The organism is Streptomyces atriruber, from assembly GCF_001418325.1.
Taxonomy (GTDB): domain Bacteria; phylum Actinomycetota; class Actinomycetes; order Streptomycetales; family Streptomycetaceae; genus Streptomyces; species Streptomyces atriruber.
In genome coordinates this window covers 1-20,988 of sequence record NZ_LIPN01000241.1, presented here as the reverse complement: position 1 = coordinate 20,988, position 20,988 = coordinate 1, and the positions used below count along the sequence as shown (strand labels likewise).

The 20,988-nt window shown below is 69.6% G+C and carries 11 protein-coding genes, 1 tRNA gene and 2 pseudogenes; 11 read left to right on the top strand and 3 right to left on the bottom strand.

Annotated features, from left to right (window positions below; all coding sequences use genetic code 11):
• Nucleotides 1–257: 257 nt before the first annotated feature.
• From AOK03_RS24280 to AOK03_RS24240, 9 genes are all read left to right on the top strand, one after another.
• Nucleotides 258–2,660 (top strand): sodium-translocating pyrophosphatase, encoded by a 2,403-nt coding sequence (locus tag AOK03_RS24280; protein ID WP_055567459.1) that lies wholly within the window; start codon nucleotides 258–260, stop codon nucleotides 2,658–2,660.
• A gap of 270 nt (nucleotides 2,661–2,930) precedes the next feature.
• Entirely contained in the window at nucleotides 2,931–3,515 is a 585-nt protein-coding gene (locus AOK03_RS24275; protein WP_055567458.1) for a hypothetical protein, read from the top strand.
• 127 nt (nucleotides 3,516–3,642) lie between these two features.
• Nucleotides 3,643–5,157 (top strand): DUF7059 domain-containing protein, encoded by a 1,515-nt coding sequence (locus AOK03_RS24270; RefSeq protein WP_055567457.1) that lies wholly within the window; start codon nucleotides 3,643–3,645, stop codon nucleotides 5,155–5,157.
• Nucleotides 5,158–5,331: 174 nt separating this feature from the next.
• On the top strand, nucleotides 5,332–5,529 hold the full coding sequence (locus AOK03_RS24265) for a hypothetical protein (protein WP_055567456.1): 198 nt from the start codon (nucleotides 5,332–5,334) through the stop codon (nucleotides 5,527–5,529).
• A gap of 442 nt (nucleotides 5,530–5,971) precedes the next feature.
• The gene (topA, locus tag AOK03_RS24260; RefSeq protein ID WP_055567455.1) at nucleotides 5,972–8,800 is read left to right on the top strand and encodes a type I DNA topoisomerase; all 2,829 of its coding nucleotides are present in this window, start codon (nucleotides 5,972–5,974) and stop codon (nucleotides 8,798–8,800) included.
• Nucleotides 8,801–9,046: 246 nt separating this feature from the next.
• On the top strand, nucleotides 9,047–12,256 hold the full coding sequence (gene tmk, locus AOK03_RS24255; RefSeq protein WP_055567454.1) for a dTMP kinase: 3,210 nt from the start codon (nucleotides 9,047–9,049) through the stop codon (nucleotides 12,254–12,256).
• Between the two features lie 117 nt (nucleotides 12,257–12,373).
• Nucleotides 12,374–13,579, top strand: a complete 1,206-nt coding sequence (locus AOK03_RS24250) for a DNA polymerase III subunit delta' (protein ID WP_055567453.1) — start codon at nucleotides 12,374–12,376, stop codon at nucleotides 13,577–13,579.
• 87 nt (nucleotides 13,580–13,666) lie between these two features.
• The gene (locus AOK03_RS24245) at nucleotides 13,667–15,256 is read left to right on the top strand and encodes an alpha/beta hydrolase (RefSeq protein WP_055567452.1); all 1,590 of its coding nucleotides are present in this window, start codon (nucleotides 13,667–13,669) and stop codon (nucleotides 15,254–15,256) included.
• A gap of 84 nt (nucleotides 15,257–15,340) precedes the next feature.
• A tRNA-Thr gene (locus AOK03_RS24240) sits at nucleotides 15,341–15,414 on the top strand.
• A gap of 47 nt (nucleotides 15,415–15,461) precedes the next feature.
• Here the strand turns inward: AOK03_RS24240 and AOK03_RS24235 are convergent.
• Nucleotides 15,462–16,860 (bottom strand): annotated as a pseudogene (locus tag AOK03_RS24235) (tyrosine-type recombinase/integrase).
• Nucleotides 16,838–17,026: a helix-turn-helix domain-containing protein gene (locus AOK03_RS24230; protein WP_055567451.1), complete on the bottom strand. Its 189-nt coding sequence runs from the start codon at nucleotides 17,024–17,026 to the stop codon at nucleotides 16,838–16,840. Before AOK03_RS24230 ends, AOK03_RS24235 begins: the two are co-directional and overlap by 23 nt.
• Before the next feature lie 81 nt (nucleotides 17,027–17,107).
• On the opposite strand from AOK03_RS24230, the pseudogene AOK03_RS42055 reads away from it, so the two are divergent.
• Nucleotides 17,108–17,275 (top strand): annotated as a pseudogene (locus AOK03_RS42055) (ATP-binding protein); the annotation flags it as partial.
• 1,873 nt (nucleotides 17,276–19,148) lie between these two features.
• A complete protein-coding gene (locus tag AOK03_RS44225) occupies nucleotides 19,149–19,466 on the top strand; it encodes a transposase (RefSeq protein WP_107098090.1) in 318 nt (105 codons plus the stop codon).
• 529 nt (nucleotides 19,467–19,995) lie between these two features.
• On the opposite strand, the gene AOK03_RS24220 is transcribed toward AOK03_RS44225, so the two are convergent.
• Nucleotides 19,996–20,901: a LysR family transcriptional regulator gene (locus AOK03_RS24220; protein ID WP_055567449.1), complete on the bottom strand. Its 906-nt coding sequence runs from the start codon at nucleotides 20,899–20,901 to the stop codon at nucleotides 19,996–19,998.
• Between the last annotated feature and the right edge of the window lie 87 nt (nucleotides 20,902–20,988).

Here is a 20,988-nt window from a genome sequence, read left to right as displayed (position 1 = left end):
CCCCAACCCCCTGACAGGCCCCGTCACCACCACGGTGAACTGGGCCTTTTCTTTTTCTGATCATTTATCGACCTAGATCGACGATCTATCGTCAACGGTTTTGAGGCATTACCGCTTTCGGGGTCAATCCCTGCGCGCGATCATTTGCTGAGAAGCAATCTCAGGTCAATTCCGTTTGTGGCGCTCTGTTTTGATCAGGTTCCGCTCCCTACAATCCGTCCACATCTTGAGCTCAGCCCAAGCGTCAAGGAGGACGAATGGCGGGGCTTTCTACCCCTCATCAGTTTGACCATCCCTCAACCTTCGCAGCCGCAGTCCTGACAGACGACAACCGTCTCATCGTGATGGTGATCGCGGCCGTCGCGCTGGCGGCGCTCGTCGTCGCGGGTGTGCTCGTACGACAAGTACTCGCGGCAGGCGAGGGCACCGACAGCATGAAGAAGATCGCGGCGGCGGTCCAGGAAGGCGCGAATGCCTATCTGGGTCGGCAGTTGCGCACTCTCGGCGTATTCGCCGTCGTGGTGTTCTTCCTGCTCATGCTGCTGCCCGCGGACGACTGGAATCAGCGCGCCGGACGATCGATCTTCTTCTTGGTCGGAGCGGCGTTCTCGGCGACCACCGGCTATATCGGTATGTGGCTCGCCGTACGCAGCAATGTGCGCGTCGCAGCCGCCGCCCGAGAGGCCACTCCGGCAGAAGGTGAGCCCGAAAAGGATCTCACCGCTGTCTCGCACAAGGCCATGAAGATCGCTTTCCGCACGGGCGGCGTAGTCGGCATGTTCACGGTGGGGCTCGGTCTTCTGGGCGCCTCCTGTGTGGTGCTCGTCTACGCGGCCGACGCGCCGAAGGTGCTCGAAGGCTTCGGCCTCGGCGCCGCGCTGATCGCGATGTTCATGCGTGTCGGCGGCGGCATCTTCACCAAGGCCGCCGACGTCGGCGCCGACCTGGTCGGCAAGGTCGAGCAGGGCATTCCGGAGGACGATCCGCGCAATGCCGCGACCATCGCCGACAACGTGGGCGACAACGTCGGCGACTGCGCCGGTATGGCCGCCGACCTCTTCGAGTCGTACGCCGTGACGCTCGTCGCCGCGCTGATCCTCGGCAAGGTGGCGTTCGGCGACTCCGGACTCGCCTTCCCCCTGCTGGTTCCGGCCATCGGGGTCGTGACGGCGATGATCGGCATCTTCGCAGTGGCGCCCCGGCGCTCCGACCGCAGCGGAATGAGCGCGATCAACCGCGGATTCTTCATCTCCGCCGTCATCTCGCTCGCCCTCGTGGCCGTGGCGGTCTTCGTCTACCTGCCGTCCACGTACGCCGACCTGGACGGTGTCACGGACGCGGCGATCAAGGGCCACGACGGCGATCCGCGGATTCTCGCGCTCGTCGCCGTCGCCATCGGCATCGTGATGGCCGCGCTGATCCAGCAGCTCACCGGCTACTTCACCGAGACCAACCGGCGTCCCGTGAAGGACATCGGGAAGACCTCGCTCACCGGCCCGGCCACCGTCATCCTCGCCGGTATCTCGATCGGCCTGGAATCGGCCGTCTACACCGCGCTGCTGATCGGGCTCGGCGTGTACGGGGCGTTCCTGCTCGGCGGCACGTCGATCATGCTCGCCCTCTTCGCGGTCGCGCTCGCCGGTACGGGGCTGCTGACCACGGTCGGCGTCATCGTCGCCATGGACACCTTCGGTCCCGTCTCCGACAACGCGCAGGGCATCGCCGAGATGTCCGGCGACGTCGAGGGCGCGGGCGCGCAGGTGCTCACCGACCTGGACGCCGTCGGCAACACCACCAAGGCCATCACCAAGGGCATCGCCATCGCGACCGCGGTCCTCGCGGCGTCGGCGCTCTTCGGGTCGTACCGCGACGCCATCGCGGAAGCGGCCAAGGACGTCGGCGAGAAACTCGGCGACGGCGCTCCGATGAACCTGGTGATGGACATCTCACAGCCCAACAACCTGGTGGGCCTGATCCTCGGCGCCGCGGTCGTCTTCCTCTTCTCGGGGCTCGCGATCAACGCGGTGTCGCGGTCGGCGGGCGCCGTGGTCTACGAGGTGCGGCGGCAGTTCCGCGAGCACCCCGGGATCATGGATTACAGCGAGGAACCGGAGTACGGACGCGTCGTCGACATCTGCACCAAGGACGCGCTGCGCGAGCTGGCCACACCGGGTCTGCTCGCCGTGCTCACGCCGATCGCGGTCGGCTTCTCGCTCGGCGTCGGCGCGCTCGGCTCGTTCCTCGCGGGTGCGATCGGCACGGGCACGCTCATGGCGGTCTTCCTCGCCAACTCCGGTGGTGCCTGGGACAACGCCAAGAAGCTCGTCGAGGACGGGCATCACGGCGGCAAGGGCAGCGAGGCGCATGCCGCGACCGTCATCGGTGACACGGTCGGCGACCCGTTCAAGGACACCGCGGGTCCCGCGATCAACCCTCTGCTGAAGGTGATGAACCTGGTGGCGCTGCTCATCGCGCCCGCGGTCGTCAAGTTCAGCTACGGGGACGACGCCAGCGTCGGAATGCGGGTGCTGATCGCGGCGCTCTCCATCGCGGTCATCATCGGCGCGGTCTACGTCTCCAAGCGGCGCGGCATCGCCGTCGGGGACGAGGGCAACTCCGAGCGGGTGGCCAAGCCGGCGGACCCGGCCGTGGTCTCGTGACCGGGCTCCGGCGATCGGGTGATCCGTCGGCTCGGTGAACCCGGCGGCCTGGTGACTCGGTGACTCCGAGTCGGGCTCTGCCCAACATGCGGGCGGACGGCGCTTTTTGATGCGCCGTCCGCCCGTCGGCATGTGCGGGGCAGCCGTGAGCCTTGTCTCGCGCTTCTTCCCCTTACGCCGCTTGGTGCAAATGGCTGCAATAGCGGATGTGCCGGGCCCCCGGCATGCGGATGTAGCCCAGTTGGCGTGTAAGTTCCGGGGCCGAGAGCCATGGAAGGGACCAATCCGGTGAACAAGAAGCTTGCAGCCGCACTGTCCGGCGGTGCGGTACTGGTACTCGCTTTGTCCGGGTGCAGCGACGACGGCAACAAGAAGCTGGACGACTGGGCCAAGAAGGTCTGTGACTCGGTGCAGCCGCAGTCGAAGAAGATCGCGGACGCCAACACCGCGATCCAGAAGGAGACCTCTGACAACAGCGCGCCGGCCGACGTCCAGAAGACCGACTCCAAGGCGTTCCAGGACATGTCCGACGCCTACAAGTCGATGGGCGACGCCGTGAAGAACGCGGGCGCGCCCCCGGTCGACGACGGCAAGAAGAAGACGGACGACGCCGTCAAGGAACTGAACGCCATCTCCAAGTCGTACGGCGACCTGAAGAAGCAGGTCGACGGCCTGGACACCAAGAACCAGGCGGACTTCGCCGACGGCCTCAAGGACGTCGCGGGCGACCTGGACAAGCTGAGCAAGAGCGGCAACGAGGCGCTGGAGAAGCTCCAGGAGGGTGAGGTCGGCAAGGCGATGCGCAAGCAGGACAGCTGCAAGAGCGCGTCCGCCACGCCCTCCGCCAAGAGCTGACTCCCGTCAGGCCCGGAGCCCGACTCCGAGCCGACTCTTTCGGCCGTACGCTCCCGATACTCACGATGCCCTCGGCACCCAGGCGGTGCCGAGGGCATCGGCGCGCCGGGCGGGCCACAATGGAGGGGTGAGTAACGCCAGCCTTCCCCTGCCCTCGTCCGACCGTGCCGACGTCGCCGCCGCCCTGCGCGAGGCCCTGCTCGCCGCCGACTTCACCGCCGACGGGCTGCTCGAACTGCTCGGGGCCCCCGCCTACGCCGCGCTCGCGCGCAGCGAGACCGTGCCCGCGCTGCGGGCCACGCGCGGGGACGGGGCCCTCTCGGCGCTCGTTCGCCTCTTCCTGCTGCAGGAATCGGTGCCCCACGCGCGCGTGGCGGACGTCCTGCCCGTCGGCGTACTCCTGGAGAGCGACTGGCTGGCCGAGCGGGACGGTGAGCTGTGGGCCACGGTGGACGTGCGGCCGTACGGCGGGCCGAGCGGTGAGGACTGGTTCATCGTCTCCGACCTGGGCTGCGCGGTCGGCGGCGCGGGCGGCATCGGCAAGCACGAGGAGGGCGTCGTCCTCGGGGTGGGCGGCGCGTCCACCACGCTCGCCGGCATCACGGTGCGCACGCCCGTCGCGAGCGCCCTCGACCTGGGCACCGGCTCCGGCATCCAGGCCCTGCACGCCGCTCAGCACGCCACGCGCGTGACCGCGACCGACCTCAACCCCCGGGCCCTGCGGTTCACCCGGCTCACCCTGGCGCTGTCTGGCGCCCCGGAGGCGGACCTGCGGGAGGGATCGCTCTTCGAGCCGGTGGCGGACGAGACGTACGACCTGATCGTGTCCAACCCGCCCTTCGTGATCTCGCCGGGGGCCCGGCTCACGTACCGGGACGGCGGCATGGGCGGGGACGATCTGTGCCGGTCGCTCGTTCAGGAGGCGGGGGAGCGGTTGAACGAAGGGGGGTACGCGCACTTCCTGGCCAACTGGCAGCACGTGGCGGGCGAGGAGTGGCAGGACCGGCTGCGGTCCTGGGTGCCGCGCGACTGCGACGCCTGGATCGTGCAGCGCGAGGTGCAGGACATCACGCAGTACGCCGAGCTGTGGCTGCGGGACGCGGGGGACCACCGCACGGACTCCGCGGAGTACGCCGCGCGGTACGACGCATGGCTGGACGAGTTCGAGGCGCGGGGCACGCGTGCCGTCGGATTCGGCTGGATCACGCTCAGGAAGACGGCCGCCGCCGAGCCGTCCGTCACCGTCGAGGAGTGGCCGCACCCCGTCGAGCAGCCGCTCGGCGACACGGTGCGGGAGTTCTTCGAGCGGCAGGAGTACCTGCGTGCGCACGACGACGCCGCGCTGCTCGCCGCGCACTTCAAGCTCGCCGACGAGGTGGTGCAGGAGCAGGTGGGACTGCCGGGCGCCGAGGACCCGGAGCACGTCGTGCTGCGCCAGAACCGCGGGATGCGGCGGGCGACCAAGGTGGACACGGTGGGCGCCGGTTTCGCGGGTGTCTGCGACGGCTCGCTGAGCGCCGGACGGATCCTGGACGCCATCGCGCAACTGGTCGGGGAGGACCCGGTGTTGTTGCGGGACCGGACGCCCGCGCAGATCAGGCTCCTCGTGCAGCAGGGCTTCCTGCTTCCGGCGGGGGCGTAGCCGCTCTGCGCATCGCCCCGGAGCGAAGAGGGAGAATCAGCCAACTTACCTCCCGCACCGGGCATTTCGGATGCGACGCGGACGGGCCGCTCGCCGTTCACCCCGATTTCGTACTCCCGATTCCCGCGCGTGTCAGCCTCCCGGCAGGGGAACTCGGCACGGGGAGGCAAGGGCATGGAGAGCGGACCAGCGATCTTCGCCGGAACGGTGTTCGCACTGTTCGGCGCCGGACTGCTGATGTGGACCGGTGCGCGTGTCGCGCACCGCTCCCCGGTCGCCCAGGGTGTGAACCCCATCGCATCGGCGACGTTCGCGACGCTCGCGGGATCGGGTGCGCTGCTGCTCGGAGTGTGGTGCTTCACGCGGCTGTGAGACGGCTCCGGCGACCCGGCGGAGCATTTGCTTCCGGTTGATCGGACACCCGCGGCGCGGCCGCGGGACACGCGCTCCCAGGCAGGGCGGACCCTCTCTCGTCGGCCCTTCGGCCACCCGCTTCCCAGTGATCGCACAGGTGGCACGCGGGCTCCGGCCGCGCGGGGCGGCGGAACAGCGGGTCGCCACTCCGGGCGGCAGGAATGGCGGTAGTCGGGTTACCGTTCGAGTGGCCGTTGCGGGCTTTTCCCGTTTGACACGGGGGCGGGATGTACCGTCACACTCCGCAGCGACAGCGCAACGCAAGCCATGCGGGCACTGTCACCGCACTGCCAAGAGCATTGCCACCGTGCAATGCGACTGAGCGGTGCGACGCGACAGTGCGCCCCATGCACTGCCGCCGCGCACTGCCACCGAGCGTCGACCGGAGAGAAGAGCGAAGTTGTCCCCGACCAGCGAGACCGCACAGGGCGGCCGCCGACTCGTCATCGTCGAGTCGCCTGCCAAGGCGAAGACGATCAAGAGCTACCTCGGCCCCGGCTACGTAGTCGAGGCCAGCGTCGGGCACATCCGCGACCTCCCCAACGGCGCCGCGGAGGTGCCCGAGAAGTACACCGGCGAGGTGCGCCGCCTCGGCGTGGACGTCGAGCACGACTTCCAGCCCATCTATGTCGTGAACTCCGACAAGAAGGCGCAGGTCAAGAAGCTCAAGGACCTCCTCAAGGAGTCCGACGAACTCTTCCTCGCCACCGATGAGGACCGCGAGGGCGAAGCCATCGCGTGGCACCTCCTGGAGGTCCTGAAGCCCAAGGTCCCCGTCCACCGCATGGTCTTCCACGAGATCACCAAGGACGCGATCCGCAGCGCCGTCGCCAACCCGCGCGAGCTCAACAAGCGCATGGTCGACGCGCAGGAGACCCGCCGCATCCTCGACCGCCTCTACGGCTACGAGGTCTCGCCGGTCCTGTGGAAGAAGGTCATGCCGCGCCTGTCGGCAGGCCGTGTGCAGTCCGTGGCCACCCGCCTCGTCGTCGAGCGCGAGCGCGAGCGCATCGCCTTCCGCTCCGCCGAGTACTGGGACCTGACCGGCACCTTCGGCACCGGCCGCGCCGGTGACGCCTCCGACCCCTCGCAGCTGGTCGCCCGCCTCACCACGGTCGACGGCAAGCGCGTCGCACAGGGCCGCGACTTCAACTCCGTCGGACAGCTCAAGTCCGACACGCTCCACCTGGACGAGGCGAACGCCCGCGCGCTGGCCGCCGCCCTCCAGGACACGGCCTTCTCCGTACGCTCCGTCGAGTCCAAGCCCTACCGCCGCTCGCCGTACGCCCCGTTCCGTACGACGACGATGCAGCAGGAGGCCTCGCGCAAGCTGGGCTTCGGCGCCAAGGCCACCATGCAGGTGGCCCAGAAGCTGTACGAGAACGGCTTCATCACCTACATGCGTACGGACTCCACGACCCTGTCGGACACCGCGGTCGCCGCGGCCCGCGCGCAGGTCACTCAGCTCTACGGCAGCGACTACCTGCCGGACAAGCCGCGTACGTACGCCGGAAAGGTCAAGAACGCGCAGGAGGCGCACGAGGCGATCCGTCCCTCGGGTGATCGTTTCCGCACGCCCGCCGAGACCGGCCTGACCGGCGACCAGTTCCGCCTCTACGAGCTGATCTGGAAGCGGACCGTCGCCTCCCAGATGAAGGACGCGACGGGCAACTCCGTCACGGTCAAGATCGGTGGCCGTGCCTCCGACGGCCGTGACGCCGAGTTCAGCGCGTCCGGCAAGACCATCACCTTCCACGGCTTCCTCAAGGCGTACGTCGAGGGCGCCGACGACCCGAACGCCGAGCTGGACGACCGCGAGCGCAGGCTCCCGCAGGTCAACGAGGGCGACGCGCTCTCCGCCGACGAGATCTCGGTCGACGGCCACGCGACGAAGCCGCCGGCCCGCTACACCGAGGCCAGCCTCGTCAAGGAGCTCGAAGAGCGCGAGATCGGCCGCCCGTCGACGTACGCGTCGATCCTCGGCACGATCCTCGACCGCGGGTACGTCTTCAAGAAGGGGACGGCCCTCGTGCCCTCCTTCCTGAGCTTCGCCGTCGTCAACCTGCTCGAGAAGCACTTCGGGCGCCTCGTCGACTACGACTTCACCGCCAAGATGGAGGACGACCTCGACCGCATCGCGCGGGGCGAGGCGCAGGCCGTGCCGTGGCTGCGGCGCTTCTACTTCGGCGAGGGCGAGGGCTCTGGCGGCGCCGCCGACGCGGGCAACGGCGACGGCGACCACCTCGGCGGCCTCAAGGAGCTCGTCACCGACCTCGGCGCGATCGACGCCCGCGAGGTGTCGTCCTTCCCGGTCGGCAACGACGTCGTGCTGCGCGTCGGCCGCTACGGCCCCTATATCGAGCGCGGCGAGCGGGACTCCGAGAACCACCAGCGCGCCGACGTCCCCGACGACCTGGCGCCCGACGAGCTGACCGTCGAGTACGCGGAGGAGCTGCTCGCCAAGCCGAGCGGCGACTTCGAGCTGGGCGCGGACCCGCACAGCGGCAACCAGATCGTCGCCAAGGACGGCCGCTACGGCCCGTACGTCACCGAGGTGCTCCCCGAGGGCACCCCGAAGACCGGCAAGAACGCGGTCAAGCCGCGCACGGCCTCCCTCTTCAAGTCCATGTCGCTCGACACGGTCACCCTTGAGGACGCCCTCAAGCTGATGTCCCTGCCGCGCGTGGTCGGCGCCGACGCGGAAGGCGTCGAGATCACCGCGCAGAACGGGCGGTACGGGCCGTATCTGAAGAAGGGCACCGACTCGCGCTCCATCGACACCGAGGAGCAGCTCTTCACGATCACGCTGGACGAGGCCCTGGAGATCTACTCCAAGCCGAAGCAGCGCGGCCGCGCCGCCGCCAAGCCGCCGCTGAAGGAGCTCGGCGAGGACCCGGTCAGCGGAAAGCCGGTCGTCGTGAAGGACGGCCGCTTCGGGGCGTACGTCACGGACGGCGAGACGAACGCGACGCTGCGGGCAGCCGACTCCGTCGAGGACATCACCCCGGAGCGGGGTTACGAGCTCCTCGCGGAGAAGCGGGCGAAGGGCCCGGCCAAGAAGACGGCGAAGAAGGCGGCCAAGAAGGCACCCGCCAAGAAGGCGCCTGCGAAGAAGACCGCTGCCAAGAAGACGGCGGCCAAGAAGACCACTGCGGCGAAGAAGACCACCGCAAAGAAGACCGCCGCCAAGAAGACGGCCGCCTCCAAGGGGGCTGCTTCGGAGGAGTGACCCTTCGGAGGACTGCCTCTACGGCGGGGTGCCCCTACGGAGGACTGCCTCTACGGAGGACTGCCTCTACGGCGGGGTGCTCCTTCAGAGAAAGTGGCGCTTCTGAAGAGTGATGTTCCCGTGCCGGGTGTCCTGATGTGGGCACCCGGCACAGTGGATTCCGCCCATCTCGCCCGTGACGGGACCTGACGGTCGTTTGTTCGGGTGGCTCCGCGGGGAGTGGGTCCGTCCAGATAGGCTGGACGGATGACGCGTGCCGAGCAGCCAACGGCCGGAAACCCGGCCCCCGACGACGCCCTGGTCGCAGATTCCCGAGAGCGTGCCGTCCGCGCCTTGCTGCGCGTTCCCCAGCTGAAGAGGCTGTGGAGCGCCCAGCTCGTCGACAGTGTCGGCGACGCGCTCGCGCTGCTCGTCCTGGTGATCCTCGCGCTCCAGTCGGCCATCGCCGAAGGCGCCTTCGGGGGCGGTTATCGGGGTGCCGCCTTCGCCGTGACCGCGGTCTTCGGAGCACGCGTTCTCGCGACGCTGCTCTTCGGAGCGGTCCTTCTCGGCCCGCTCACCTCGCTCACCTCTCCGGACGGCCCGCTCGACCGCCGCTGGACCATGGTCGGCGCCGACGGAGTGCGGGTCGCGCTGCTCGTCATCGCTCCGCTGTGGATCGACTGGACCCCGGACAACGCCCTCGCGGTCATCCTGGTGACGTCGTTCGTCATCGGCGTCGCCGAACGCTTCTGGACGGTCGCCAAGGAGAGCGCGGCCCCCGCGCTGCTGCCCGCGCCGCCCCTGGAGGGCGCGACGGTACGGCCGCTGCCCGACCACATGGACGCGCTGCGGCGCCTGTCCCTGCGTACGGGATTCCTGGCGTTGCCCATCGCGGCCGCCGCCCTCGTCGGCATCACCCTCATCGGTAACCTCCTCGGCGCCGGCCTCGACTGGTTCGAGCTGCACCAGGCCGGGCTCGCCTCCTTCGTGGCGGCCGGACTCTTCGCCGCTTCGCTGTCGATCGTCTACTTCCTCGAACTTCCCGCCACGCAGACGCCCCGCGCGCGCAGCCCGCTGGAGGGGCTCCGCAGGCCGCGCACCGGCACCGGCACCGACAAGGGCCGCACCGGCGCGATCCCGCTGTTCGTCACGGCCTGCGCCGCCGTCGCGGGTGCCGTCGCGGCCGCCGTCGCCGTCGCCGTGCTGCACGCCAAGGACCTGGGCGGCGGACCCGTCACGTACGGCCTGATCGTCCTCGCCCTGACCGGCGGCACCGCCATCGGCATCCGCACCGCGCCGTCCCTGCTGCCGACGCTCTCGCGCCGCAGGCTGCTCGCGCTCGCCATCGCCCTCACCGGCATCTCCCTGCTCGCCGCGGGCCTCGTGCCGGACGTGACGACGGTGCTGCTGCTCCTGGCCCTCGCGGGGGTCTGCGCGGGCGTCGCCGCGAACATCGGCCACGCGCTGCTCGACCAGGAGGTCGAGGACTACCGCAGGGCCCGCACCACCGAGCACCTCCACGCGGTCGTACGTCTCTGCCTCGCGCTCGGCGCGCTGGTGGCCCCGGTGGTCGCCGCCGCGATCGGGCCGCACCGCATGGTCAACGGCAAGTTCGTCTTCGACCACGGCGGCGCCGCGTTCACGCTCATGCTGGTCGGCGCCCTGCTCCTGCCGGTGGCCGCGCTGGTCCTGGCCAAGGCCGACGACCGGCAGGGCGTTCCGCTCCGGCACGACCTGCTGGACGCGCTGCGCGGCGGCGACGACCCGGTGCAGGGCGCCTGCGCCACCGGCTTCTTCATCGCCCTGGAGGGCGGCGACGGCGCCGGCAAGTCGACGCAGGCCGAGGCGCTCGCCGAGTGGATCCGCGCCAAGGGACACGAGGTCGTCGTCACCCGCGAGCCGGGGGCGACGCCCGTCGGCAAGCGGCTGCGGTCGATCCTCCTCGACGTGTCGTCGGCCGGTCTCTCGCACCGTTCCGAGGCACTCCTGTACGCCGCCGACCGCGCGGAGCACGTCGACACCGTCGTGCGCCCCGCCCTGGAACGCGGCGCCGTGGTCATCTCCGACCGCTACATCGACTCGTCCGTCGCCTACCAGGGCGCCGGCCGTGACCTGTCGCCGACCGAGGTCGCCCGCATCAACCGCTGGGCGACCGGCGGCCTCGTACCGCACCTGACGTGCCTGCTCGACGTGTCGCCCGAGGCCGCCCGCGAGCGGTTCACGGAGGCGCCCGACCGACTCGAGTCGGAGCCCGCCGAGTTCCACGCGCGCGTGCGCTCCGGTTTCCTCACGCTCGCCGCCGCCGACCCGGGGCGGTACCTGATCGTCGACGCGGCCCAGGAGCCGGAGGCGGTCACGACCGTCATCCGGCACCGGCTCGACCTGGTGCTCCCGCTCTCCGAGGCCGAGGTGAAGGCGCAGGAGGAGGCCCGCAAGGCCGCCGAGGAGGAGGCGCGGCGCAAGGCCGAGGAAGAGGCCGCGCGCAAGGCCGAGGAGGAGCGTCTGGAGCGCGAGCGCCAGGAGCAGCTCGCCAAGCTCCGCGCCGAGGAGGAGGAGCGCAAGCAGCGCGAGCTGGAGGAGGCCCAGCGCCGCGAGGCCGAGCGGCAGGCCGAGGAGGCCAGGAAGCGTGCCGAGGAGGCACGGCGCAAGGCCGAGGAGGAGAAGGCGCGGCTGCTCGCCGAGGAGAAGGTGCGGGCGGCCGAGGAGGCGCGGCGCCGCCGGGAGGCCGAGGAAGAGGCGCGGCTGCGCGCCGAGGCGGAGGAGCGGCGGCTCGACAAGCAGCGGAAGGCCGAGGAGGCACTGCTGCGGGCCGAGGAGGCGCGGCGGCTCGCGGCGGCTTCGGCGGCCGCGGCCACGGCGGTCTCGAATCCGGTTCCGGCTCCCGAGCGGAGGGCTCCGGCCCCGGAGCGGAAGGCGTCGGCTCCTGAGCGGAAGACCCAGGCCTCCGAGCGGAAGCCTCAGGCCTCCGAGCGGAAGAACCAGGCTCCTGAGGACAAGGCACCGGCCGCGCCGCCCGTGCCCGACAACGAGACCACCGTGCCCACGCCCGTGGTGAAGCTCCCCTCCGGAGCGGCCGACGAGACGGCTGTGCTCCCGGCGGTCGGTGCCGAGGGACCCGGCGCGGAGGACACCGCGGTGCTGCCGCAGCCGCCCGCTCCCGAGGGGGCCGCGGACGAGACGGCCGTGCTGCCGGCCGTGGGGCAGGACAAGGTTCCGCCGGGGTACTTCCGGGACGAGCGGCCCGCGCCGTCGCCCGACGGCACCGACGACCGGACCCGTGAGCTGCCCCAGGTCGACGAGCAGGGAGTGCCCCGGCGGGCCCGCTCCGACTGGGCCGAGGAGACGCCGCTCGACGACCTGCCGTCGCTGGCCGACGAACTGCTCGGGTCGCACGAGGACGACGACGAGGCCGACGGGAACGGCAGGAACGACGACGGCGGCGGGCGGGGCCGACGCGGCCGACGAGGCCGCTGAGCACCGCGGCCGGGCCGGATTGTCAGAGGCGTCCTCCACAATGGGCAGTCCGGCGGAGCGATGTGCCGGGGCAGCAGTCCGGCAGAACAGCAGAGCGCAGCGTAAGGCGGTGACCCCATGAGCGTGTGGGACGACCTGGTGGGGCAGGAGCGGGTGAGCGAGCAGCTGGGCGCCGCCGCTCGGGACGCCGACGCGCTGGTGACCGCGGCCGCCGCGGACACACCGCCTCCGGAGTCGTCGAAGATGACGCACGCCTGGCTGTTCACGGGCCCGCCCGGCTCCGGACGGGCCACGGCCGCGCGCGCCTTCGCCGCCGCCCTGCAGTGCACCAGCCCGGACCGCGCGCTCGGCGGCGCCCCCGGCTGCGGCTTCTGCGACGGCTGCCACACCAGCCTGATCGGCACCCACGCCGACGTGGAAGTGGTGCGCACGGACATGCTCTCCATCGGTGTGAAGGAGACCCGCGACCTCGTCCGGCGCGCACAGCTCTCGCCCGCCGTCGGACGGTGGCAGGTCATCGTCATGGAGGACGCCGACCGCCTCACCGAGGGCGCGGGGAACGTCCTCCTGAAGGCCGTCGAAGAGCCCGCACCCCGCACGGTGTGGCTGCTCTGCGCGCCTTCCCTGGAGGACGTGCTGCCGACCATCCGCTCCCGCTGCCGGCACCTGACACTGCGTACGCCTCCCGTGGCCGCGGTCGCCGACGTGCTCATCCGCAGGGACGGGATCGAGCCGGACGTCGCGGCGGCCGCGGCGCGCGCCACCCAGGGGCACATCGACCGCGCGCGACGCCTCGCGACCGACCCGCGCGCGCGTGAGCGCAGGGCCGCCGTCCTGAAGCTGCCACTGCGGGTGGAGGAGATCGGCGGCTGCCTGAAGGCCGCGCAGGAGCTGATCGACACGGCGACCGAGGACGCGAAGCAGGTCGCCGAGGAGGTCGACGCCAAGGAGACCGAGGAGCTGAAGGCGGCGCTCGGCGCGGCGCAGGGCGGCCGCATGCCGCGCGGCACGGCCGGTGCGATGAAGGAGCTCGAGGACAAGCAGAAGCGGCGCAGGACGCGTACGCAGCGTGACAGCCTCGACCTCGCGCTCACCGACCTGACCGCGCTCTACAGAGACGTGCTCGCCCTGCAGCTCGGCTCGCAGGTGGCCATCGCCAACACCGAGGTGCAGGACATGCTGCAGCGCCTGGCCCAGGGCGCCTCGCCCGAGGCCACGCTCCGTCGCATCGAGGCGATCAGCGCCTGCCGCACCGCCCTCGACCGCAATGTGGCGCCGCTGCTCGCGGTGGAGGCGATGACGGTGGCGCTGCGGGCGGGGTGAACGTCCGGGCTCTGGCCATGGGTTGACGAGTTCACTCGTACGAGCGCGTTGAGTGATCACTCGCTCGCGGACAGTTACTCTCGCGTGATGGACATCAGCAGTCGCGGCCGCCGAGGCCGTCGCAGCCGTCGCACCCGTCATCTCCCCCTCCGTACGTGCGGCATCCTGCTCGTCACCGCCGGGCTGCTCATCTCCGGCTGTTCGTCGGGGAGTTCACCGGCGGACGCCTCGCCGGCCGCGCTCGCCCGCTCGGCGCCCGCGGAGCTCGCCCCGTACTACGGGCAGAAGCTCAGCTGGCGCGACTGCGGTGCGCCCGGGTTCCAGTGCGCCTCGATGAAGGTCCCGCTCGACTACGCGAAGCCCGCGGCGGGCGACATCCAGCTGGCGGTCTCCCGCAAGCAGGCCACCAAGAAGAAGGGGCGGCTCGGCTCGCTCCTGGTCAACCCGGGCGGCCCCGGCGGCTCGGCGGTCGGCTACCTCCAGTCGTACGCGGCCCTCGGCTACCCCGCGGAGGTCCGCGCCCGCTACGACATGGTGGCCGTCGACCCGCGCGGCGTGGCCCGCAGCGAGCCCGTGACCTGCCTCGACGGCAAGCAGATGGACGCGTACACGCAGACCGACGTCACCCCCGACGACCGGCGCGAGACCGACGCCCTGCGCACCTCCTTCCAGACGTTCGCGTCCGGCTGCAAGGAGCGGTCGGCGAAGGTCCTGCCGCACGTCTCCACGGTCGAGGCGGCCCGCGACATGGACGTCCTGCGGGCGGTGCTCGGCGACGACAAGCTGTCGTACGTCGGCGCCTCGTACGGGACCTTCCTCGGCGCGACGTACGCCGAGCTGTACCCGGAACGCGTGGGCCGCCTCGTCCTGGACGGTGCGATGGACCCGTCGCTGCCCGCGCGCCGCATGAACCGCGACCAGACGGCCGGCTTCGAGACGGCGTTCCGGTCCTTCGCGAAGGACTGCGTGGCGCGCGGCGAGGACTGCCCGCTGGGCGCGGAGAGCCCCGAGGACGCGGGCAAGCGCCTCAAGGCCTTCTTCGGCGGCCTGGACCGGCAGCCGCTGGCCATCGGCGCGAGCGGCGGCAGGCAGCTCGGCGAGGCGCTCGCCACGACGGGCGTGATCGCCGCGATGTACGACGAGGCGGGCTGGCCCCAGCTGCGCGACGCGCTCACCTCGGCGATGAAGAACAAGGACGGCGCGGGCCTGCTCGCCCTCTCCGACGGCTACTACGAGCGGGACGGCGACGGAAAGTACGCGAACCTCATGTTCGCCAACGTGGCCGTGAACTGCCTGGACCTGCCGCCCGCCTTCGCCGACCCGTCCGAGGTCGAAAAGGGCGTCGCCGCGTTCGAGAAGGCCTCCCCGGTCTTCGGCGAAGGCCTCGCCTGGTCCTCGCTGAACTGCGCGTACTGGCCGGTGCGGGCCACGGGGAAGCCGCACCGCATCGAGGCGAAGGGCGCGGCGCCGATCCTGGTCGCGGGCACGACCCGCGACCCGGCCACCCCCTACCGCTGGGCGCGGGCCCTGGCCTCCCAGCTCTCCTCGGGCCGCCTCCTCACCTACGAGGGCGACGGCCACACGGCGTACGGCCGCGGCAGCGAGTGCGTCGACTCCACGATCAACGCCTACCTCCTGAAGGGCACCGTCCCGGAGGACGGAAAGCGCTGCTCATAGGCGTTCGAAGGGGGTGTGCGGAGCACCCCGGAAAACTGTGTAGACTTGGCCGCGTTGCTGATCGCACCATGGTGCGGACGGCGCGCCGCCTTAGCTCAGATGGCCAGAGCAACGCACTCGTAATGCGTAGGTCTCGGGTTCGAATCCCGAAGGCGGCTCATCTAAGACCCCAGGTCAGATTCATTCTGACCTGGGGTCTTCTCGTTCAGCGGATGCGGCGTCGGCGGCGGGAGCGGGCCGCGCGGCGGTCCTCAGTCTCAGTTCCAGTCTCAGTTGAGGGCCCCGGGGCCGGTTGCGGGGCGGGCAGGAAGGCGTTCCCCATCCGTCGCATCGCGTCCTTGGAGAGGTGCGAGCGGCCTTTGACGTAGCGGCGGGTCTGGCTGATCTGGGTGTGGCGGAGGATCTCCATGATCGTGGGCATGTCGACGCCCAGCTCGTTCAGGATCGTGCCTGCGGTGTGGCGGCTCCCGTCGTAGAGGCGACGGTCATCGATGCCTGCTTCCGCGAGGAGCTCTTTGAACTCCGCCCAGTCTTCGCGGGGGTCGATGGGGCGTCCGTCGGCGCGAGCGAACACGGCCTGGTGCTCCTGCCAGAGTTCGCCGCCTGCCTCCCGTAGCTCGTCCTGCTGGGCCTTGTGCGCGATCAGGTAGGGGATGAAGGCGGGCGGGATCGGGACGGGGTTCGTGCTCTTCTTGGTCTTGGGGCGGGTGAACACCAGGCCTCCGCCTTTGTGCTGGGGGCAGGTGCTGGCGTGTTTCACGCAGGCCGTAGTGCAGGGCTTGGGGCAGCCTCGCTTGTAGCCCTTGTGCATGGCGCAGTGGGACGGGCAGGGCTCGAAGCGGTGCCGACGGGCTCCGCAGGCGTGCGCGTCGCCGCAGCCATGCCGCCAGGTGAGCCGTTGGAGCTGCCAGCGGGGGTGGAAACAGCTCGGCTTCGAGGTCGACGTACGGCCAGCGCAGCCTCAGGGTCTCGCCCTGCCGGAAACCCATGCCTATCCCGACGATCCACCGCATGAACGTGGGGCGTTGCGCCGCCGTTTCGAGGAATGCCTTCGCCTCTTCCTGGGAGAACGGGTTCGTCTCGGTCTCGTCGATGCTGGGCGGGTCCACGAGGGTGGCGACGTTCTCGCCGATCATCCGGCGGCGGTGGGCAATCTTCAGGGCCCGCGACAGGATGCGGTGCACCTTGACCACGTGTGACGGGGCGCGTCCGGCGTCGAGCATCGCTCGGTACATCTGCTCCAGGTGCTCGGGGGCGAGCTTGTCGATGCGGTGCTTTCCGACGCCGGGGATGATGTCGTTGCGGGTCTTGGACCAGTAGTCGTCCAGCGACCGGGGCTTGAGCTTCAGGCTCGCGATGTCGGTGAGGTAGGTCTCCATCCACTGGCCGACCGTGGGCTTGCGGCCCGCTTTGGTCGCGCGTCCCTCGTCGCGGAGCTTCTCCAGCTCGCGGACCTTGCGGCGCACAGCGGGTTCGGAGCGGGCCATGCGGTGGCGGCGGTCGGGGCTTCCGTCGGGCAGTACGCCCATGGTGACGCGGCCGTGCCACCATCCGTCGTCGCCGAGGTAGATGGACGATTCGTTATTGGCCCTGCGCGGGCTCATGGAGGTCCGCACGCCGAATCCGGCGCGTGCGGCCCAACTTGATGTATCTCAGGGCGCCTTCGGCCATGAGCTCGTAGACGGTGGAGCGTCCGAGCGAGAGCGCGGTGGCAGCTTCCTCTGGCTTGTAGAGGAGTCGGTCGACGGGGGCAGCGATGGCGGTGCTCATCCGGGATGCCTCCTGGGCAGTTCGTCCATGCCTTCGGGGGGCGAGCTCTGCGGCCTGTGTGTGTCCGAGGCTCGGACTTCTGCGTCGACACCGACCGATCTGCGGATGGTGGACTTCGCGCACCTGTGCGCCCAGCTCGACACGGCCGCAGGCCTCGGCGTACTGCCCGCCTACCGGGCAGCTCTGGACGACCTCAACGACGACGTCATCAAGGGTGACCTCCTCGCACAGACCGTCATGCCGTCGGCGTGCTTGAGGCTCCGCTTGGGCGGCGCGGACCTGCAGGGTGAGGTCGAGGAGCGAGCCGAGGACGACGGGCAGCACTTCGGCGTACTCCGCCGACAGTTCTGCCTCCGTGCGCCTCACGCGGGGCCGCTCCAGGCGGAGAGGCGGTCATGGCGAGCGCTAGCGGACGCGGTAGCTCCGTCCGTGGAGGGGAAGAGCCTGCGCATGACGGACTCAGCCGATGAGGCATACGAACGCAGGGCCGTGGGCGATCGACTATGGCAAATGGGGCTCCACGAAGACACGATGCTCTTCCAGCGGGGGAACCTGTTCCTCGTTGCACAGTCCCTTTTGGCCGTGGCTTTCAGTACCACCTCGGCTGCAGATGAGCAGAGTCGGCCTACGGCGCGCGTGATCGCCGCATTCGGGATCGTGCTCACGCTGACTTGGCTGTACGTCGGACACCGGCACCTCAAGTATTGCCAGGCACTTCATCGGCGTGCCGCAGCAAGGTTCCCTGACTACGCCGAGACTCGAGCCATATGCCGACAGCCAGGTCCAGGTGCTCGGCCGCTGATTGTCTATGTGCTTCCTCTGCTTGCAGCCGTGATGTGGGCGGTTCTGTTGCTGATCGGCTGATAGAGCGCTCGCTGGTAGCTGCTGGAGCTGCCGTGCCGTCCGTGGACAACCGATCGGTGACGCTGTGGACCAACTCGTCCGGTTGCGTAGAGCTCGTAACAGGATCTTGATGAGATGCGCTGGTCGGGCGTGACCGATGTGACGATTCGGCTGTTCGGGAGGGTGTGAGCACTCGGCCGAGGGGCGTGGATGACGACTTATGCCGAGACTGCAATCCCTCCTGAAGAGACGATCGCCCGCAGGGGGGGGGCGACCTGAAATGCGCAAGGTCGAGTGCACTGCTGACGGGCTCATCGTCCGACTCCGCGCGAGGCGGCAGCCCGAAGGCGCGTTGCGCCACTGATTCTTGCGTTTTAACTAGACGAATGCACCTGAATCTGCTCCTCTTCGAGGAGGGCGCTCAGGGGTGGTGAGGATGGAAATATGGGCAGCAGTCCTCGGTGCCTTGGTCGCCGCCGTCGCGGGCTACTTGGCCAGCTACCTGCAACGGCGTCGTGAACGTCATGACTCAGCTGTGGGTGGGCTAGCGGTGGCACGCCGAGAGGATAAGTTACAGAGATTGCAGGAGGGGGAGGCTGCCACCAAAGTGGTCGTTGACTCCTATGCGCTTCTGCATCTAATCGGCGCAATTCGTGACGCAGGGAGCGGAGCTGTGCAGCCGATAGAGGAAGAAGTGCACCGCGAATGGTTGCAGTTGCGGAAGCGGATCATGATGCTTCGTCAGCTCCACCCTAGTCGCGAGGTGAGGCATTCCGCCGAATGGCTTCAGGGGAAGTTTGATGAATCCGTGGATTCTCTTGATGGTGTATGGATGGCCGGAGGTATGAGCCAATGGCAGCGGGATAAACTTGATGCGGCCCGTTACGCTGTCGATAGGCTAGCCGGTAGCCTCAGAAATGACAGGGGTAAAATCGACAAGGACTGGGAAGCGACGGAGCAGGCGCCGCCACGGCTACCTGACGAGGGGGATGGAGGATAATATAGCCTTTGGGATGGTGATGAAGTATTGACGATAATTCTTTAGGGCTCGTAACCCGATCATGGCCGGGTCTTCTTGAGGCGTCGCCAGCAGATGAGGCTGCAGGCCAATGAGGCGAAGGCGTCGTGGAGTTCGATGCGAAGGTCTGCTCGACGACGTAGCGGAGTTTGCCCAGGCTCTTGATGTTCGGCGAGCCCTTGCGGGAGAGCAGAGGACGGATTCGGGTCGCCGTCGCGGACGGCCCGGAAGTCCGGCTACCGACGGGATGCCGTCGACCAGGTGCAGGGTCTGCGTGATGTCGTTGACGTTGGCCGTGGTCGTGGTGTGACGACTCGGCCGTGGATCGTGGATGACGACTTGTGGGCGCGAATCGAACCGCTGCTGCCGCCCTGGCCCGAGCGTTCGCCTGGGCCGAAACCAGTGCCGGACCGACTGTGCCTACAGGGCATCTTGTACGTTCTGCACCACGACATCTCCTGGCAACTTCTGCCGCTGGAGCTGGGGTTCGGCTCCGGACAGACGTGTTGGCGGTGCCTGGACCACTGGCAGCGGCCGGGGTCTTCGAGCAGCTGCATCGCATTCTGCTCGCCGAACTGAACGCGGTCGGCGAACTCGACTGGACCCGCGCGTGCGTGGACGGCTCCCGCGTCTGCGCGAAAAAGGGGGAGCCGCGACCGGCTCGTCGCCGGTCGACCGGCGGAAGACGGGCAGCAAGCACCATCTGATCTGCGACGGCAGGACGCGAACGGTCGAATCGTCACATCGGTCACGCCCGACCAGGACACCTCAGCAAGATCCTGTTACGAGCTCGCAGGACTTCCGGCGCAGATTGAAGTAAATGGATGTTTGCGCCCGCCTGATAGCGCGCAACCTGCCCCTTCGCGATGGCTGGGGCCAGTCTCAGTTCTAGTCTCGGTTGCCGCCTGGATCCGGCGGGGTCTGCACTCGTCCGCTGGCGTTCGCTACACGCCTTGGCCTGCGAGGATGGTTCACCCCCAGACGGCCCCGGACCACGGCCGAACACGATCGGACAGCTCGTAGTGCATCGGTCTCGGGTTCGAATCCCGAAGGCGGCTCCATCTGGAACCCCAGGTCAGACTCTTCTGGTCTGGGGTTTTCTGTGTCTTCAGGCGATCGGTTCCGGGACGGGGGCCGGGCGGGTGAAGGACTCGTGGCAGTGGTGGATCAGTTGGCGCAGGGCCGGGTTGTCCGTGGTGGACCAGGCCAGGGACAGGACCGGCTCCGTGTGGATGTCGGCGATCCTGCGGGTGGTCAGCCGGGGGCGGTGCTGGGCCACCAGGGATTCGGAGAGGATGGCGACGCCCAGGCCGCGGATGGCCAGGTCGGCGATCGCGCTGGGGGCGCCTGCCTGGAACGCGATCTCCATGTGGACGCCCGCCGCCGCGCAGGCGTCGTCGAAGACCCTGCGTACCCCGGCCCCCGTCGGGAGGCTCACCACCGAGTGGCGGGCCAGGTCTTCCAGGGTCACCTCGGGCTTCTCGCAGAGCGGGTGGCCGACGGGCATCGCGGCGACCAGTGGCTCGCGGATGATCTCGTACGCCTCCAGGCCCGGCGGGGTGGAACCGGAGGTGCTCACGAGCGCTATGTCGGCGGTGCCGGCGCGCAGTCGGTCCAGGAGGCGGTCGGAGGTGTCCTCGAGCAGGGTGATCTCGACGCCGGGGTGCCGGTGGTGGAAGGCGGACAGGGCGTCGAAGAGCGGTGTGACCGTGCACGCCGTCACCATGCCGACCACGAGCCTGCCGCGGATCAGGCCGTTCACCTCGTCCACCGCCTGCCGCACGGCGTCCACCGCGGCCAGGGCCGCGCGCGCGTGGCGCAGTGCGGCCACCCCGGCGGGGGTGAGCCGGGTGCTGCGGCCGGAGCGGTCGAACAGGGACGTCCCGAGGTCGTGCTCCAACTGCCGGATCTGGGCGCTCACTCCGGACTGGCTGATGTGCACGCGCTCCGCGGCGCGCGTGAAGTTCTCCTCCTCGGCCACCGCGACGAAGTATTCGAGCTGCCTGAGTTCCATGGCTCGTGATTCTAGTAATCCGCGATGGTATTCGTTCGGCTTCTGGTCAAATTCCGCTTGAGGGGTGATGGGGGTTTGGTGGAGAGG